Below are 15,345 nucleotides of genomic sequence, written 5' to 3'. Positions count from 1 at the left end.
CTGTCGACGGGCTCCCCGTACGGGCCGGTCACGGATGTCGGACCCTTCGTCCGACATCTGCTGGGCCGGTCGTGCACCAGTCCATTGCCGGTCCCGGCGGGGACATCGTCGGATAGCCGTCACCGGCGATCCCCCGGTCGACGGTGACGGTGTCCCGTAGACTCCCGGACCTGTGAGAGTCCTCGTCACCGGCGGTGCCGGCTTCATCGGTTCGGAATTCGTCCGGATGCTGCTCACCGACCCGGACGCCCCGGTCGATCCGGCTACGGTGACCGTGCTGGACAAGTTGACCTACTCCGGCAATCTCGCCAACCTGGCCCCGGTCCGCGACGACCCGCGGCTGACCTTCGTCCAGGCGGACATCTGCGACGCCGCCGCCGTCGACCGGGCGCTCGCCGGACACGACATGGTGGTGCACTTCGCCGCCGAGTCGCACGTCGACCGGTCGATCACCGGTGCCGCGGAGTTCGTGACCACCAACGTGGTCGGCACCCAGACGCTGCTCGACGCGGCGCTGCGCCACGGGACGAACCGGTTCGTGCATGTCTCGACCGACGAGGTGTACGGGTCGATCGACGAAGGGTCGTGGACCGAGGACTGGCCGTTGTCGCCGAACTCGCCGTACTCCGCGTCCAAGGCCGGCTCCGACCTGCTGGCCCTGGCCTACCACCGGACACACGGCATGGACGTGGTGGTGACCCGCTGCTCCAACAACTACGGGCCGTACCAGTTCCCGGAGAAGGTCATTCCGCTGTTCGTCACCAACCTGCTGGACGGCGGTACGGTGCCGCTGTACGGCGACGGCGGCAACATCCGGGACTGGCTGCACGTGCGGGACCACTGCGTCGGCATCGCGCTGGTCGCCGCCAGCGGACGCGCCGGTGAGGTCTATCACATCGGCGGCGGGACCGAACTGACCAACAAGGAGCTCACCGCCCGGCTACTGGACGCCTGCGGGGTGGGGTGGGAACGGGTCGTCCCGGTCACCGACCGCAAGGGACACGACCGACGATACTCGCTGGACATCGGCAAGATCTCCGGCGAACTGGGCTACACCCCGAGCGTCACGCTGGACGAAGGACTGGCCGGCACGGTCCGCTGGTACCGGGAGAACCGGTCCTGGTGGGAGCCGCTGAAGAAGCCCGTGGCGTCGTCGTGACCGCAGCCGACGGGTGGCTGGTCACCGGTGCCGGTGGGATGTTGGGGCGGGACCTGCTGGCCGCGTTGGCCGACCACCGGGACGCCCGGTCGGTGACCGCGCTGACCCGTACCGATCTGGACATCACCGACCCGACGGCGGTCGCTGCCGCCGTCGACGGGCACCAGGTGGTGATCAACGCCGCGGCGTGGACCGACGTGGACGGCGCGGAGGCGGCCGAGGAAGCCGCCACCGCCGTCAACGGCACCGCCGTGGCGCATCTGGCCCGGGCCTGTGCCGACAGCGGGGCGTACCTGGTGCACATCTCCACCGACTACGTGTTCGCCGGCGACGGCACCTCCCCGTACCCGGAGGACGCCCCGACCTCGCCGGTCAACGGGTACGGCCGCAGCAAGCTCGTCGGTGAGCAGGCCGTCGCCCGGCTGCTGCCGCAGCGCGGCTACGTGGTGCGGACCGCGTGGCTCTACGGGGCGCACGGACCGAACTTCGTCGCGACCATGCTGCGGCTGGCCGGCGAGCGGGAGCACCTCGACGTCGTCGACGACCAGCATGGTCAGCCGACCTGGTCGTACGCCCTCGCCGGGCAGCTCGTCGCGCTGGCCGGGGCGGCGGTCGCCGGTACGGCCCCCGCCGGGATCTACCACGGCACGGCGAGCGGGCAGACGACCTGGTGCGGGCTGGCCCGGGAGGCGTTCGCGCTGCGCGGCCTGGACCCAGCGCGGATCCGCCCCACCACCAGTGCCAACTTCCGCCGGCCCGCCGCCCGGCCGGCGTACTCGGTGCTCGGACATCGGCGTTGGGCGCTCGCCGGGCTACCGGTCATGGCAGACTGGCGGAGCATGCTCTCCACCGCGTTGCGCGACCCGGCGTTCGGCGACTGATTGCGGTCACGACGGCTGATCTCACGGCCGCTGGGACGACGGACACGACAGCCGACGGACATGTCAGGCACGCCCGCGTCGGGCGGCCCGGCTCCCCAGGCCAGGAGAGAAACCGGAATGTCGGAGATGAGCCACAAGTCCCGTGTGTCGTCCGGTCTGCCCCGGGTCAGTGCCGTCGTGCTGGCCTGGGGCGCGGAGCCGCTGCTGCGCCGATCGGTGGAGGCCCTGCTCGCCTCGGTCAAGGTCGACGTCGACGTGGTGCTGGTCGACAACGGGTGCACCACCGACGACGTCGCCGCGCTGGGCGACCTTCCCGGCGTCACGGTGGTCGGCGACGGCCGCAACGTCGGCTTCTCCGCCGGCTGCAACGTCGGCGTGGCCGCTGCCGACGGCGAGTACGTGGCGCTGGTCAACGGCGACGCGGTGGTGGAGCCGACCACCCTCGCCCGGCTGGTGGACGAGCTCGCCGACCCGGGCACCGGCATCGCCGCCGGCGCGGTGCGCCTGGCCGACGAACCGGACCTGCTCAACTCCCGCGGCAACGAGATACACGTACTCGGGTTGAGTTGGATCGGCGGGTTCCGCGAGCGGGAGACCCGCACCGAGCCGACCGAGACCGCCGGTGCGATGGGCGCCTGCCTGGTGACCCGGCGGGCGCACTGGGACCGGCTGGAGGGTTTCGACCCGCACTACTTCGCCTACCACGAGGACGCGGACCTGTCGATCAGAACCTGGCGAGTCGGTCTGCGGGTGGTCAACGTACCGGACGCGGTGGCGCTGCACCGCTACGAGTTCAGCCGCAACAGCTTCAAGTTCTACCTCGTCGAACGCAACCGGATGATGTTCGTGGCCACGGTGTGGGGCACCCGGTCGCTGGTGCTGCTCGGTCCGCCGCTGCTGGCCCTGGAGTTGGCGATGCTGGTGCTGGCGGCTCGGCAGGGTTGGCTGGCCGACAAGCTCCGCGGCTACCGGTGGCTGTGGCAGCACCGGGGCCATCTGCGGCGACGCCGGGCCCGGCTGCAGGCCGAGCGGACCGTCCCGGACCGGGTCTGGATGCGGGTCCTCACCGACCGGCTGGACACCCCGCTGATCGACCCGCCGGGCAGGACGGTGTTCAACGCCGTGCTGTCCGTGTACTGGCGGACGGTGCGGCGCTGGGTGTGACGCACCGGGCCGAAGCGGCCCTGGCGCGGCACACCGCGCCCGGTCAGTCCTGTTCGGTGGTGCCGGAGTCGCCGGCGGCGTCCTCCAGATCGGCGGAGGCGGCCGAGGAGGTCGGCTTCTCCGGCGTCGACTCGGGCACCCGGGGACCGCCGGACCGGCCAGCTTCTGCCGACGAGGGCTCGTCCGCCGAAGTGGCGGCACCGCCGTCGAGCAGCGCGGTCAACGCGGCACCGGTGATCCGACGGAAGGTCCGGCCACGGCGGCGGCGGTCGAGCACCGCCACCTCCAACTGGTTGGCGGCGATGCTGCGGGTCGCTCCGTTCTCGCCGCCCACCTCGGCGAGGGCCCGCACCGCGAGCCCGACGGCATCGGACAGCGACATGTCGGCCCGATGATCGGTCCGCAGCACACCGGCGATCGTCTCGGCGTGACCGCCCATCGCCATGCACCCCGGCTCGTCGGTGACCGAGCCGTCGTAGGTCAACCGGTAGATCTCGTCAGCGGCCGGCTCCAACCCCACCTCAGCGACGCAGATCTCCACCTCGAACGGCTTCGACTGCTCGGTGAAGATCGACCCGAGGGTCTGTGCGTACGCGTTGGCCAGCGCCCGCCCGGTCACGTCGCGACGGTCGTAGCTGAGGCCGTTCAGGTCGGCCATCCGCACCCCGGCCCGGCGCAGATTCTCGAACTCGTTGTACCGGCCGACGGCGGCGAACCCGATCCGGTCGTAGATCTCGCTCACCTTGTGCAGGGCGCTGGACAGGTTCTCGGCGACGAACAGCACACCGCCCTCGAAGCTCAGCACCAGCGCGCTACGGCCCCGGGCGATGCCCTTGCGGGCGAGCTCGGAACGGTCCCGCATGATCTGCTCGGGCGAGGCGTAGAACTGCATTGCCACGGCGGCGGCTCTCCTTCGACCAGGTGGTAACGACTACAGCGGACGGGACAAGTCGGCGCTCGCGGGTTCAGCCGCCCGGATTCTCGGTGCGCGCGGCGACGACCGCCTCGGCGATCTGGGCCGACTCGGCGTCGGTGAGCCGGTGGGTGCCGGCCGCCGTCGCGGTCATCACCACCGGGAAGATCCGGCGGGTCAGGTCCGGGCCGCCGGTGGCGGTGTCGTCGTCGGCGGCGTCGTACAGCGCCTCCACCGCGAGGCGGACCGCATCGGCGCTGCTCAGCCCGGAACGGTACCGCTTCTTCAGAGCCGCTTTCGCGAACAGCGACCCGGAGCCGATCGCGTCGAATCCGGTGGTCTCGTACGGACCGCCGGTGACGTCGAAGCTGAAGATCCGGCCGGCCTCGGCCGGATCGGTCGCGGCCAGGTCGAACCCGGCGAACAGCGGCACCACGGCCAGCCCTTGCAGCGCGGCACCGAGGTTGTTGCGGATCATCGACGCGAGGCGGTTCGCCTTGCCGTCCAGGGAGAGGACGGCACCTTCCATCTTCTCGTAGTGCTCCAGCTCGACCTGGAACAACCGCATCAGCTCGATGCCGATGCCGGCGGTGCCGGCGATGCCGATCAACGAGTAGGCGTCAGCGGGATGCACCTTCTCGATGTCCCGGTTGGCGATCAGGTTGCCCATCGTCGCCCGGCGGTCACCAGCCATCACCACGCCTTCGGCGGTGACGAGCGTGACGATCGTCGTGGCGTGCGGACCGACGTCCGCGGACAGCCCGGGCGGCAGTGGGCGGCGCCCCGGCAGCAGATCCGGTGCGGCCGACGCCAGGAACTGGGTAAAGGAGGACGTTCCCGCGTTGGTGAACACGTCCGGAAGGCGTCCGGATGGATCGAATCCCGCTGCCACGTGGTCCCTCTCTGCAGAACGTGATCGCCTGACCGGGCCGCCCGTGCCGGCACGGCGCCGGTCGAGGCCGCCGGTGTGTTGGAGCAGACTAGCGTGCGCACCCGGTGGGTGCGATCTTCACCGCCGGCGAGCTACTCGCCGCCCTTTTGTACGTAGCCGCGGACGAACTCCTCGGCGTTCTCTTCCAGCACCGAGTCGATCTCGTCGAGCAGGTCGTCGACGTCCTCGGTGATCTCGGCATGCCGCTGCGCGGCCTCCGGATCCGTCTCGGTGACCGTCTCGTCGACTTCCTCGGCCCGGCGGGACTTGCCGGACTGGGACTGACCGCCGCTGTCACGGGTAGCCATCAGGTGCCTCCTCCACACGATCGCCTAGGTGAAACTTACCTCGCGGTGGCGACGGAACCGGCCGGCGACGGCCACGTTCGCGCCAAGCGAACCTGGCCGGGTCAGCCGCCGGTGAGCACCTCCAGCAGGTCCTTCGCGCTGGCGCACCGGTCGAACAGGTCACCCACGTGGGCCTGGGTCCCCCGCTCCGGCTCCATCATCGGCACCCGGACCAGCGACTCCCGGCCCACGTCGAAGATGACCGAGTCCCAGCTCGCGGCGACCACCTCGGAGGCGTACTGCGCCAGGCACCGGCCACGGAAGTAGGCCCGGGTGTCCGGTGGCGGCTCGACCATCGCGACGCGGGTGGCGCTGTCGTCGAGCAGGGTACGCATCGCTCCCCGACCCACCAGGCGGTGGTAGAGGCCCCTATCCGGCCTGACGTCGGCGTACTGCAGGTCGACCAGCTGCAGTTTCGGCGAGGCCCAGGTGAGCCCCTCCCGCTCCCGGTAACCGTCGAGCAGCCGCAGTTTCGCGACCCAGTCCAGCTCCTGCGCGCAGGACAGCACATCCCGCCCCAGCCGGTCGAGCACGTCCTCCCAGCGGTCCAGCACGTCAGCCGTGGCCTCGTCGAGGTCGGTGCCGTACCGGTCGTCGACGAACGCCCTGGCCCGTTCGTAGAACGCCCACTGCAGGTCGAGCGCGGTGAGCCGGCGGCCGTCGCGCAGCCGCATCAGGTGCACCAGGGACGGATCGTGGCTCACCGCCTTGAGCTCGGCCACCGGGTCGGCGATGCCCAGGTCGGCGCCGAGCGCCTTCTCCTCGATCATGGTCAGGATCAACGAGGTGGTGCCGACCTTCAGGTAGGTGGAGATCTCCGAGAGGTTGGCGTCGCCGATGATCACGTGCAGCCGGCGGTACTTGTCGGCGTCGGCGTGCGGTTCGTCCCGGGTGTTGATGATCGGCCGTTTCAGCGTGGTCTCCAGGCCCACCTCGACCTCGAAGAAGTCGGCCCGCTGGGAGATCTGGAACCCGGCCTGGGAGCCGTCCTGGCCGATGCCGACCCGGCCCGCCCCGCAGACGATCTGCCGGGTGACGAAGAACGGCGTCAGGTACGCCACGATGTCGGCGAACGGCGTCTGCCGACGCATCAGGTAGTTCTCGTGGGCGCCGTAGCTGGCGCCCTTGTTGTCGGTGTTGTTCTTGTACAGCTGGATGGGGTGCGCACCGGGGATGGTCGCCGCGCGGCGGGCCGCCTCCGCCATCACCCGCTCCCCCGCCTTGTCCCACCGGACCAGGTCCAGCGGGGTGGTGACCTCGGGGGTGGAGTACTCGGGATGGGCGTGGTCGACGTAGAGCCGGGCGCCGTTGGTGAGGATCACGTTGGCCAGGCCGAGATCCTCGTCGGCGAGGGCCTCTGCCGGATCGTAGGCCGCCCCCGAGTAGGTGAAGCCCCGGGCGTCACGCAGCGGCGACTCCTCCTCGTAGTCCCACCGGGCCCGACCGCCCCGGTTCAGCTCGGGTCGGGCACCGTAGGCGTTGACCACCTGTGAGGAGGTCACCATCGGGTTGGCTCCGGGCTGGCCGGGCACGGAGATCCCGTACTCCACCTCGGTGCCCATGATCCGCCGCACACTCATGCCGTTACCTCATCGCTTCCGTCGGCGCCCGTCATGTCGAGCGTAGTCCGCGCACCGACGGAACCGGACGTTGGCGTGTCCGTGTGGTCACGCGGGGGCGCGTCGGACACCGGTTCCGCGGCGCGGTCCATGCGCGCCGCGGAACCGGTGTCCCGCACCCCGAGGCGGGGTGCGGGACACCGGACCGTGGTCAGAGGTACTGCCCGGTGTTGCTGGCCGTCTCGATCGACCGGCCGGCCTCCGCGCCCTTGCCGCCGGAGACGAGGGTACGGATGTAGACGATCCGCTCCCCCTTCTTGCCGGAGATCCGGGCCCAGTCGTCCGGGTTTGTGGTGTTGGGCAGATCCTCGTTCTCCCGGAACTCGTCGACGCACGCGTCGAGCAGGTGCTGCAACCGCAGACCCTTGCGCCCGGAGGTGAGGAACTCCTTGATCGCCATCTTCTTGCCCCGGTCGACGATGTTCTGGATCATCGCGCCGGAGTTGAAGTCCTTGAAGTACAGGACCTCCTTGTCGCCGTTGGCGTAGGTCACCTCGAGGAACCGGTTCTCGTCGGTCTCCGAGTACATCCGCAGCACCACGGCGTCGATCATGGCTGCCACGGTGGCCTGCGGATCGTCGCCGTGCTCGGTGAGGTCGTCCGGGTGCAGCGGCAGCCCGGTGAGGATGTACTTGGAGAAGATGTCCTTGGCCGCCTCGGCGTCCGGACGCTCAATCTTGATCTTGACGTCCAGCCGGCCAGGCCGCAGGATCGCCGGATCGATCATGTCCTCCCGGTTGGAGGCACCGATCACGATCACGTTCTCCAGGCCCTCGACCCCGTCGATCTCGCTCAGCAGCTGCGGAACGATGGTGTTCTCCACGTCCGAGGAGACACCGGAACCCCGGGTCCGGAAGACCGAGTCCATCTCGTCGAAGAACACGATCACCGGGGTGCCCTCGCCAGCCTTCTCCCGGGCCCGCTGGAAGATCAGCCGAATGTGCCGCTCGGTCTCACCGACGTACTTGTTGAGCAGCTCCGGGCCCTTGATGTTGAGGAAGTAGCTGGTGTGCTTCTCCTCACCCCGCCGCTCGGCGATCTTCTTGGCCAGGGAGTTGGCCACCGCCTTGGCGATCAAGGTCTTGCCACACCCGGGCGGACCGTAGAGCAGGATGCCCTTCGGTGGACGCAGGTGATGCTCACGGAACAGCTCCGCGTGCAGGAACGGCAGCTCGACCGCGTCCCTGATCTGCTCGATCTGGGCGTGCAGGCCGCCGATGTCGGTGTAGTCGACGTCCGGCACCTCCTCCAGCACCAGCTCCTCGACCTCGCTCTTCGGGATCCGCTCGTAGGCGTACGCCGACCGCGGCTCGATCATCAACGAGTCGCCGGCCCGCAGCGCGCTGCCGACCAGCGTCTGCGCCAGGTGCACCACCCGCTCCTCGTCGGCGTGCGAGATGACCAAAGCGCGGTCACTCGGCTCGCCGGTCGGGTTGTCGAGGAGTTCCTTGAGCATCACCACCTCACCGACCCGCTCGTAGCCGAACGCGTCGACCACGTTGAGCGCGTCGTTGAGCAGGACCTCCTGGCCGCGTTGGAGCTCGTCCGCGTCCAACGAGGGGGAGAGCGCCACCCGCAGCTTCCGGCCACCGGTGAAGACGTCCACCGTGCCGTCCGCGTGTCGGGCCAGGAAGACGCCGTACCCGCTGGGCGGTTGCGCCAGCCGGTCGATCTCCTCCTTGAGCGTGACGATCTGGGCCCGGGCTTCCTTGAGGGTCGCCACGAGCCGTTCGTTGTTCTCGGTCAGTCGGGCCAGCTGCGCCTGCGCTGCCGCCAGCCGTTCCTCGAGCTGCCGGACGTGTCGGGGGCTTTCGGTCAACTTGCGCCGCACCAGAGCGAGTTCCTCTTGAAGAAACGCGACCTGGGTGGAGAGATCGTGGGCCTCCTTCTCCCACCGTGCGGCGCGCGAATCCGCGTCGTCGCTGCGTGCCACGTCCCACCTCCCCGGGGGCTAAAACGTACTGCCCTAACACTAGCCGTTTGCCGGACGTTTCGAACCCACGCAACACAGTCGTCCCACAACCTTGATCGCTCGGGCACGTCACAGGCGGCCGACGGACGCCTGGCCGGCCGGTCCCACGGCGTGTCGGGTACCGTCGGGACGCGAGGACGGGCACGACCCAGGGAGGCGCGCGGTGACGACCCCGACCGAGACCCGGTCCCCCGGAGAGCCGGGCGAAACGGCATCGACCGACACGGAGCTGCAGGTCTGGGTCGACCAGGACCTCTGCACCGGGGACGGGCTGTGCGTGCAGTACGCCCGGGACGTCTTCGAGTTCGACATCGACGGGCTCGCCTACGTCAAGGACGCCTCCGGCGAACTGCAGGTCGCCGAGGGCGCCCGGGTCGCCGTTCCCGAACGGCTGCGGCTCGACGTGATGGACGCGGCCAAGGACTGCCCCGGCGAGTGCATCCACGTTGTCCGCGCGGACGACCAGACCGAGGTCAGCGGACCGGACGCCGGCTAGCCACCCGGCCTACCGGTACGGACACCCGTCTGCGGCACGTGACTCACGTCACAGTAGCGGACGGCCCACCACCGAGGCGACCACCCGGGCGAACTCCTCGAGCCGCGCGATCTGCCCCGAACCACCGTCGTCGAGCGTCTTGCCGAACCGCAGCGCGTCGTGCCGGGGGCCGAGATGCTCCTCGGGTTGCGTCTCGTCCTGCGAACTGAGCAGCAGGTAGACGTCGACGCTGTCCACCCGGATCTGCCCGTTCGGCGTACGGGTCAGCCGGCGGCGGCAACCGACCTCGGTGACCGTGGACAACGGCACCACCCGCAGCGACGACGTCATCGACCCGACCGGCCCGTCCCCCGGCGGGACGTCCTCACCGTGCCACAGGACCATCCGGCTGCCGTCGCAGATCGCCACCTCCTGCCAGACCCCGTTGACCTCGTTGACGAACCGCTCCAGGGTGAAGGCGAGCACCTCGGCACCCGCCAGCACGCCGCCGAGCGCCTCCAGCGCGACGTCCGGATCCCGCAGGTACGCCCGGCTGGCCGCGTCCAGCTCCGGATAGGGCGACCAGTCGGGAAAGACCGCCGGCAACTCGCCACCACCGAACGCGGGCCGGCTCATGCCGGACCCGTCCCGGACACCGTGCCCAGCGACAGGGCCGGCCCTGCGGCCCGATCGGGTGACGCCGGACCGGCGGGGTCGGGCGGCACCGGTGCACCGGAGTGGTCCCGGCGGCGCGCCGCGTACGCTTCGGCTCCCTTGCTCGGCTTGCGCCGCCGCGGCGGCGCGCTGACCCCCGGCGCCAACCGGCGCGCCGACACCAGGAACGCGGTGTGCCCGATCATCCGGTGGTCGGGCCGCACCGCCAACCCGTCGACGTGCCAGTCCCGCACCAGCGACTCCCACGCCCGGGGCTCGGTGAACCCGCCGTCGGCGCGCAACGCCTCGACCAGTTCGCTCAGCTGCGGCGTGGTGGCGACGTAGCCGACGAAGACCCCGCCTGGCAGCAACGCCCGGGCCACCAGGTCCAGCACCTCCCACGGCGTCAGCATGTCCAGGATGATCCGGTCGAAGCCGACGTCCGGGCAGGACGCGACGTCACCGACATGCAGCCGCCAGGCCGGGTGCGGGCCACCGAAGAACGCCTGCACGTTCGCCCGGGCCACCTCGGCGAAGTCCGCCCGGGCCTCGTACGAGTGCACTTCACCGTCGGTCCCGACGGCGCGCAGCAGCGAACAGGTCAGCGCGCCCGATCCGGCACCGGCCTCCAGCACCCGGGCCCCCGGGAACACGTCACCCATCGCCACGATCTGTGCGGCGTCCTTCGGATAGATCACCTGGGCCCCGCGCGGCATGCTCAGCACGTAGTCGGCCAGCAGCGGCCGCAGCGCGAGGTACGCGGTACCGCCGGCCGACGTCACCACGCTGCCTTCGGGCAGGCCGATCAACTCGTCGTGCGCCAGGGCACCGCGATGGGTGTGGAACGACCGGCCGGCAGCGAGCGTGACGGTGTGCATCCGCCCCTTCGGGTCGGTCAACTGCACCCGGTCGCCCGGCTGGAAAGGGCCGCGCCGGGTCGAGATCGGCGTGGTACTGACGTCGCCGGATGCCACGGCGGTCGGCGGAGGGGTCACGGGCTCATCTTTCGGTTCGGTTCCAACAACTGCGCCAGATCGGCGACATGCAGCACGCCGATCACGTCCTCGCCCCGGGTCACCAGGTACTGCGCGCCCGGATGTTCCTGCACCGTACGGACCACCTGCTCGCCGGTGAGGTCGACCGGGATCCGGCGTACCCCGTCGATACCGCGCGCGACGGTGTCGACCGCCACCCACGGACGGCGCTCCGGCGGGACCGCTGCGGCCGCGGCCCGGTCCACCAGTGCCACCAACCGGCCGACCGAGTCCGTCACCGCCACCGCCGGCTCCCGCCGACCCGGTTGCGCCGGGTCGGGGCCGGCGACCCGACGCTGCGCCTCGGCCAACGGCGTCCCGCTCGGCACCGGAAAAACCGGCCGGGCGAGCACTGCCAGGTCGACCAACGGGAACCGGCGGCCGATGCGCGCGACCCGGATCGACTGGCCGGCACCCTGCCAGAGGGTGAACGCCACCAGCAGCATGAAGATCAGCCCGAACGGGGACAGGATACCGGCCACCGTGAGCAGCACCACCAGGCCGGCGGTGCCCGCCGCCACGGCCCGACCGACCCAACCGGCGGCCTCGGTGCCGACGTGGCGGTCCCTGGTCACCGCCCAGACCGCGGCACGCAGCGCGCGCCCGCCGTCGAGGGGCAGCCCCGGCAACGCGTTGAACACCGCCACCAGCAGGTTCGCCGCCGCCAACTGGAACGCCAACTGGTCGATCAACGTACGGTCCGGCAGCAGCACGGTGGCCACCACCGCGACCAGGCCCAGGACCAGCGACACCGCCGGACCGGCCAGCGACACCAGCAGATCGACCTTGGGGGTCGGGGCGTCCCGGTCCATCTCGGTGTAGCCGCCGAGCATCTCCAGGGTGATCCCGCGAACGCCGATGCCGTAGCGGCGGGCGGTCAACGCGTGCCCCAGCTCGTGCAGCAGCACCGAGCCGAGCAGGCAGACCACGAAGCCCAGACCGACCGCGTAGCGGGCCGGCTGCGGCACGTCCAACTGGGTGCGGACGAACTCGCCGTACAGCACGGTGACCAGGATCGCCAGGAACAGCACCGAGGTGTGGAGGTGCACCGGGAAGCCGAGCACCCGGCCGAGGCTGATCCCCGGCCGCCGGTCGGGGCGTTTCGCGGTGTCCTCCATCGGGTTGATGCTACGGAACACCGCACCGGCCGACGCGCACGGTTGACGCCGAGCCGCCGGCCGGGTTGTCACAGCGGTGCCATACCCTGCGTGCCATGACGGCGGAAACGGTGCACGGCACGACGATCGGTCCGGACGGCGCACCCGAGGTCGAACCACCCCGGCTGGCCACGTTGTCGCCGTCGCGGGCGGCCGATTTCAAGACCTGCCCGCTGCTGTACCGGTTCCGCAGCATCGACCGGCTACCCGAACGGACCACCGTCGACCAGGCCCGGGGCACCCTGGTCCACGCCGTCCTGGAACGGTTGTTCGACCTGCCGGCCGACCAGCGCACCCCGGCAGCGGCCGCCGCCCTGGTCGCCCCGCAGTGGCAACGGCTGCTGGACACCGACCCGACGCTGGCCGACGTCGTCACCACCGGGCCGGCGGAGCCGGCGCCCGACGAGCCGGCGCCCCGCCCGGAGCTGGACGAGTTCCTGACCGCCGCCCGGCACCTCCTCGACGGCTACTTCACCGTCGAGGATCCCCGCCGGCTGGAGCCGGCCGAGCGGGAGAGCCTGGTCAACGCGGTGGTCGACGGACAGCTGCTGATCCGCGGCTACATCGACCGGCTGGACGTCTCCCCCGGCGGGGACCTGCGGGTGGTCGACTACAAGACCGGTGGTGCCCCGCGTGAGGCGTTCGAGTCCCGGGCACTGTTCCAGCTGAAGTTCTACGCCCTGGTGCTGTGGCGGACCCGCGGCGTCGTCCCCCGGGTGCTCCGGCTGCTGTACCTGCGCGACGCCGAGATCTGCGACTACACGCCGGACGCCGAGGAGCTGCAGCGGTTCGAACGCACCGTCCTGGCACTGTGGCGGGCGATCCTGCAGGCCACCGAGAACCGGGACTTCCGCCCCAAACAGAGCCGACTCTGCGACTGGTGCAGCTACCAGACGTACTGCCCGGTGTACGGCGGGACCCCGCCGCCCTTTCCCGACCTGACGCAGGACCTGGCCTCCTCCTGAGGGAGGAGACCAGGTTCGCACCGTGGCGGGCGCGACGCCACCGCCATACCAGATACCGTCGCCGCATGGAGCCCACCGAGCCGGACCGGTCCACCGGACCGCACGGGTCACGACGGTGGTGGCGGTGGTGGTGGCGTAGGGCCCGGAGCGCCGGCCCGACCGGGCCGGTACCGTCGGTGCTGGCCCGCGACGGTCTGCTCGCCGCCGCGGTCATCCTGGTCGATCTGGCCCTGCACGGACTCGGCCAGCCCGGTCAGTCGAGGCCCGGGCCGGGCCTCGACTGGCCGGCCGTCGTCGGCTGGAGTCTGCTCGCGGCAGCGCCGATCGCGCTACGCCGGGTCGTCGTCTGGCCGGCCGTGCTGGCCAGCGCCGCGATGGTGGCCGTCCCGCTACTGACCGGCCACGAACCGGTGAGCATGGCGCTCGCGCTGGTGATCCTGACCTACACCGCAGCCTGCTGGCTGGCGCTGCGCCCGGCGGTCGTCGCCGCCGCCGTACTGTGGCTGCCGGTGCTGACCGTCAACGCGGTGCTGCCCCAGGGCACCGAACTGCCGGGGATCTCCCGGACGTACCTGCTGTTCGTCAACGGGCTGACCATGCTGGTCGCCTTCTTCATCGGGCGGACCGTGCACGCCCGCCGGTCGGCAACGCGGACGCTCGCCGAACGCGCCCGGGTGGCCGAGGAAAACCAGCGGGCCGCAGCGGACCAGGCAGTCGCCGACGAACGGCGGCGGATCGCCCGGGAGCTGCACGACGTCGTCGCCCACCACGTGAGCGTGATGGGGGTGCTGGCCACCGGTGCCCGACGGGTACTGCACCGCGACCCGGCCGCCGCCGACGAGGCGCTCGGCACCATCGCCGACACCAGCCGCAGCACGTTACGGGAGATGCGTCGGCTACTCGACGTCCTGCGCACCGACGCCGAACCGGCCGACGCCGAGCTCACTCCGCAGCCAGGGCTCGGCGGCATCGAATCCCTGGTCGAGCAGATCCGCGAGGCCGGTCTGCCGGTGACCCTGCGGATCGACGGGGTACCCGGGGAACTGGATCCCGGTGTGACGCTGACCCTCTACCGGATCGTCCAGGAGGCGCTCACCAACGCGCTCAAGCACGCCGGGGCGGCAACCGCCGAGGTGCGGCTCAGCTTCGGCGTCTACTGGCTGATCGTCGAGGTCTTCGACACCGGCCGCGGTCCCGGTCCGGACCGCGGCCGGGTCGGGCACGGTCTGGTCGGAATGCGGGAGCGGGTAGCCCTGTACGGTGGCACGCTGCGGACCGGCCCGCGCCCGGGCGGTGGCTTCCGCATCTACGCCAAGCTGCCGATGGAGCAGCTCGGGGCGGCTACCCGACAAGGAGCACCGTGAGCGAACCCGGCATCGCCACGCCGTCCACCACCCGTCCGGTCCGGATCCTGCTCGCCGACGACCAGCCGCTGCTGCGCACCGGATTCCGGATGGTCCTCGGCGCCGAGGACGACCTGGACATCGTCGGCGAGGCGGCGGACGGAGCGGAAGCCGTCGACCTGGCCCGCCGGCTCCTGCCCGACGTCGTGCTGATGGACATTCGCATGCCCCGGATGGACGGGGTGGCGGCGACCCGGGCGATCGTCGACGCCCGGCTGCCGGTCCGGGTCCTCATCCTCACCACTTTCGACCTCGACGAGTACGTGGTGGGGGCGCTACGCGCCGGTGCCAGCGGCTTCCTGGCCAAGGACGTGCCCGCCGAGGACCTGGTGGCCGCCATCCGGACAGTAGCGGTCGGTGAGTCCGTGGTGGCCCCCCGGATCCTGCGCCGGCTGTTGGACAAGTTCGCGCTCACCCTGCCCGATCCGGACGCGGCACCGCCGAAGGCGCTGGACGTGCTCACCGAACGGGAACGTGAAGTGCTCATCCAGATCGCCCGAGGCCTGTCCAACGCCGAGATCGCCACCGCCCTGTCGGTCAGCGAAACCACCATCAAGACCCACGTCGGACACGTACTGACCAAACTCAGGCTGCGGGACCGGGTCCAAGCCGTGGTGCTGGCCTACGAATCGGGCCTGGTCCGCCCTGGCGGATGAGTCGGGCCTGAGCCT

Annotated in this window: 15 protein-coding genes; 7 read left to right on the top strand and 8 right to left on the bottom strand. The window is 71.0% G+C overall.

Annotated features, from left to right (window positions below; all coding sequences use genetic code 11):
* Positions 1-172: 172 nt before the first annotated feature.
* The 3 genes from rfbB to ACFHWT_RS15400 all read left to right on the top strand — a co-directional run bounded on the left by rfbB (position 173) and on the right by ACFHWT_RS15400 (position 3,204).
* Positions 173-1,159: a dTDP-glucose 4,6-dehydratase gene (rfbB, locus tag ACFHWT_RS15410; protein WP_416595282.1), complete on the top strand. Its 987-nt coding sequence runs from the start codon at positions 173-175 to the stop codon at positions 1,157-1,159.
* The gene (rfbD, locus tag ACFHWT_RS15405; RefSeq protein ID WP_416595281.1) at positions 1,123-2,040 is read left to right on the top strand and encodes a dTDP-4-dehydrorhamnose reductase; all 918 of its coding nucleotides are present in this window, start codon (positions 1,123-1,125) and stop codon (positions 2,038-2,040) included. The genes rfbB and rfbD overlap by 37 nt, the downstream gene beginning before the upstream one ends.
* 117 nt (positions 2,041-2,157) lie before the next feature.
* Complete coding sequence (locus ACFHWT_RS15400; RefSeq protein ID WP_416595280.1) at positions 2,158-3,204, top strand: glycosyltransferase; 1,047 nt, start codon at positions 2,158-2,160, stop codon at positions 3,202-3,204.
* A gap of 43 nt (positions 3,205-3,247) precedes the next feature.
* On the opposite strand, the gene prcA is transcribed toward ACFHWT_RS15400, so the two are convergent.
* From prcA to arc, 5 genes are all read right to left on the bottom strand, one after another.
* Positions 3,248-4,102, bottom strand: a complete 855-nt coding sequence (gene prcA / locus ACFHWT_RS15395) for a proteasome subunit alpha (protein ID WP_416595279.1) — start codon at positions 4,100-4,102, stop codon at positions 3,248-3,250.
* Positions 4,103-4,169: 67 nt separating this feature from the next.
* Positions 4,170-5,009, bottom strand: a complete 840-nt coding sequence (gene prcB / locus ACFHWT_RS15390) for a proteasome subunit beta (RefSeq protein ID WP_278169020.1) — start codon at positions 5,007-5,009, stop codon at positions 4,170-4,172.
* Between the two features lie 131 nt (positions 5,010-5,140).
* The gene (locus ACFHWT_RS15385) at positions 5,141-5,356 is read right to left on the bottom strand and encodes a ubiquitin-like protein Pup (protein WP_123601515.1); all 216 of its coding nucleotides are present in this window, start codon (positions 5,354-5,356) and stop codon (positions 5,141-5,143) included.
* Positions 5,357-5,457: 101 nt separating this feature from the next.
* Entirely contained in the window at positions 5,458-6,975 is a 1,518-nt protein-coding gene (gene dop, locus ACFHWT_RS15380; RefSeq protein WP_416595278.1) for a depupylase/deamidase Dop, read from the bottom strand.
* A 190-nt stretch (positions 6,976-7,165) separates the two neighbouring features.
* Complete coding sequence (gene arc / locus ACFHWT_RS15375; protein ID WP_123601513.1) at positions 7,166-8,947, bottom strand: proteasome ATPase; 1,782 nt, start codon at positions 8,945-8,947, stop codon at positions 7,166-7,168.
* A 268-nt stretch (positions 8,948-9,215) separates the two neighbouring features.
* Here arc and ACFHWT_RS15370 point away from each other — a divergent pair, with 268 nt between their 5' ends.
* On the top strand, positions 9,216-9,482 hold the full coding sequence (locus ACFHWT_RS15370) for a ferredoxin (protein ID WP_416595320.1): 267 nt from the start codon (positions 9,216-9,218) through the stop codon (positions 9,480-9,482).
* Positions 9,483-9,530: 48 nt separating this feature from the next.
* Here the strand turns inward: ACFHWT_RS15370 and ACFHWT_RS15365 are convergent, their stop codons facing one another.
* From ACFHWT_RS15365 to ACFHWT_RS15355, 3 genes are read right to left on the bottom strand one after another with little or no spacing between them, the layout of a single operon-like run.
* Positions 9,531-10,097, bottom strand: a complete 567-nt coding sequence (locus ACFHWT_RS15365; protein WP_123601511.1) for a hypothetical protein — start codon at positions 10,095-10,097, stop codon at positions 9,531-9,533.
* Positions 10,094-11,110 carry an SAM-dependent methyltransferase gene (locus ACFHWT_RS15360; RefSeq protein WP_416595277.1) on the bottom strand — a complete coding sequence of 339 codons (1,017 nt, stop codon included), beginning with the start codon at positions 11,108-11,110 and terminating at the stop codon, positions 10,094-10,096. Before ACFHWT_RS15360 ends, ACFHWT_RS15365 begins: the two co-directional genes overlap by 4 nt.
* Positions 11,107-12,267: a site-2 protease family protein gene (locus tag ACFHWT_RS15355; RefSeq protein WP_416595276.1), complete on the bottom strand. Its 1,161-nt coding sequence runs from the start codon at positions 12,265-12,267 to the stop codon at positions 11,107-11,109. The genes ACFHWT_RS15360 and ACFHWT_RS15355 overlap by 4 nt, the downstream gene beginning before the upstream one ends.
* Positions 12,268-12,362: 95 nt before the next feature.
* On the opposite strand from ACFHWT_RS15355, the gene ACFHWT_RS15350 reads away from it, so the two are divergent.
* The 3 genes from ACFHWT_RS15350 to ACFHWT_RS15340 all read left to right on the top strand — a co-directional run bounded on the left by ACFHWT_RS15350 (position 12,363) and on the right by ACFHWT_RS15340 (position 15,330).
* A complete protein-coding gene (locus ACFHWT_RS15350) occupies positions 12,363-13,271 on the top strand; it encodes a PD-(D/E)XK nuclease family protein (RefSeq protein WP_416595275.1) in 909 nt (302 codons plus the stop codon).
* Positions 13,272-13,336: 65 nt separating this feature from the next.
* Complete coding sequence (locus ACFHWT_RS15345) at positions 13,337-14,635, top strand: sensor histidine kinase (protein ID WP_416595274.1); 1,299 nt, start codon at positions 13,337-13,339, stop codon at positions 14,633-14,635.
* On the top strand, positions 14,632-15,330 hold the full coding sequence (locus tag ACFHWT_RS15340; RefSeq protein ID WP_416595273.1) for a response regulator: 699 nt from the start codon (positions 14,632-14,634) through the stop codon (positions 15,328-15,330). Before ACFHWT_RS15345 ends, ACFHWT_RS15340 begins: the two co-directional genes overlap by 4 nt.
* The last annotated feature ends 15 nt before the right edge of the window (positions 15,331-15,345 follow it).

Source organism: Micromonospora sp. LOL_021 (assembly GCF_048060215.1).
In the GTDB taxonomy this organism is placed as follows: Bacteria; Actinomycetota; Actinomycetes; order Mycobacteriales; family Micromonosporaceae; genus Micromonospora_E.
Note: the sequence above shows the minus strand (reverse complement) of the source record. Positions and strands in the feature narration are given on the sequence as shown.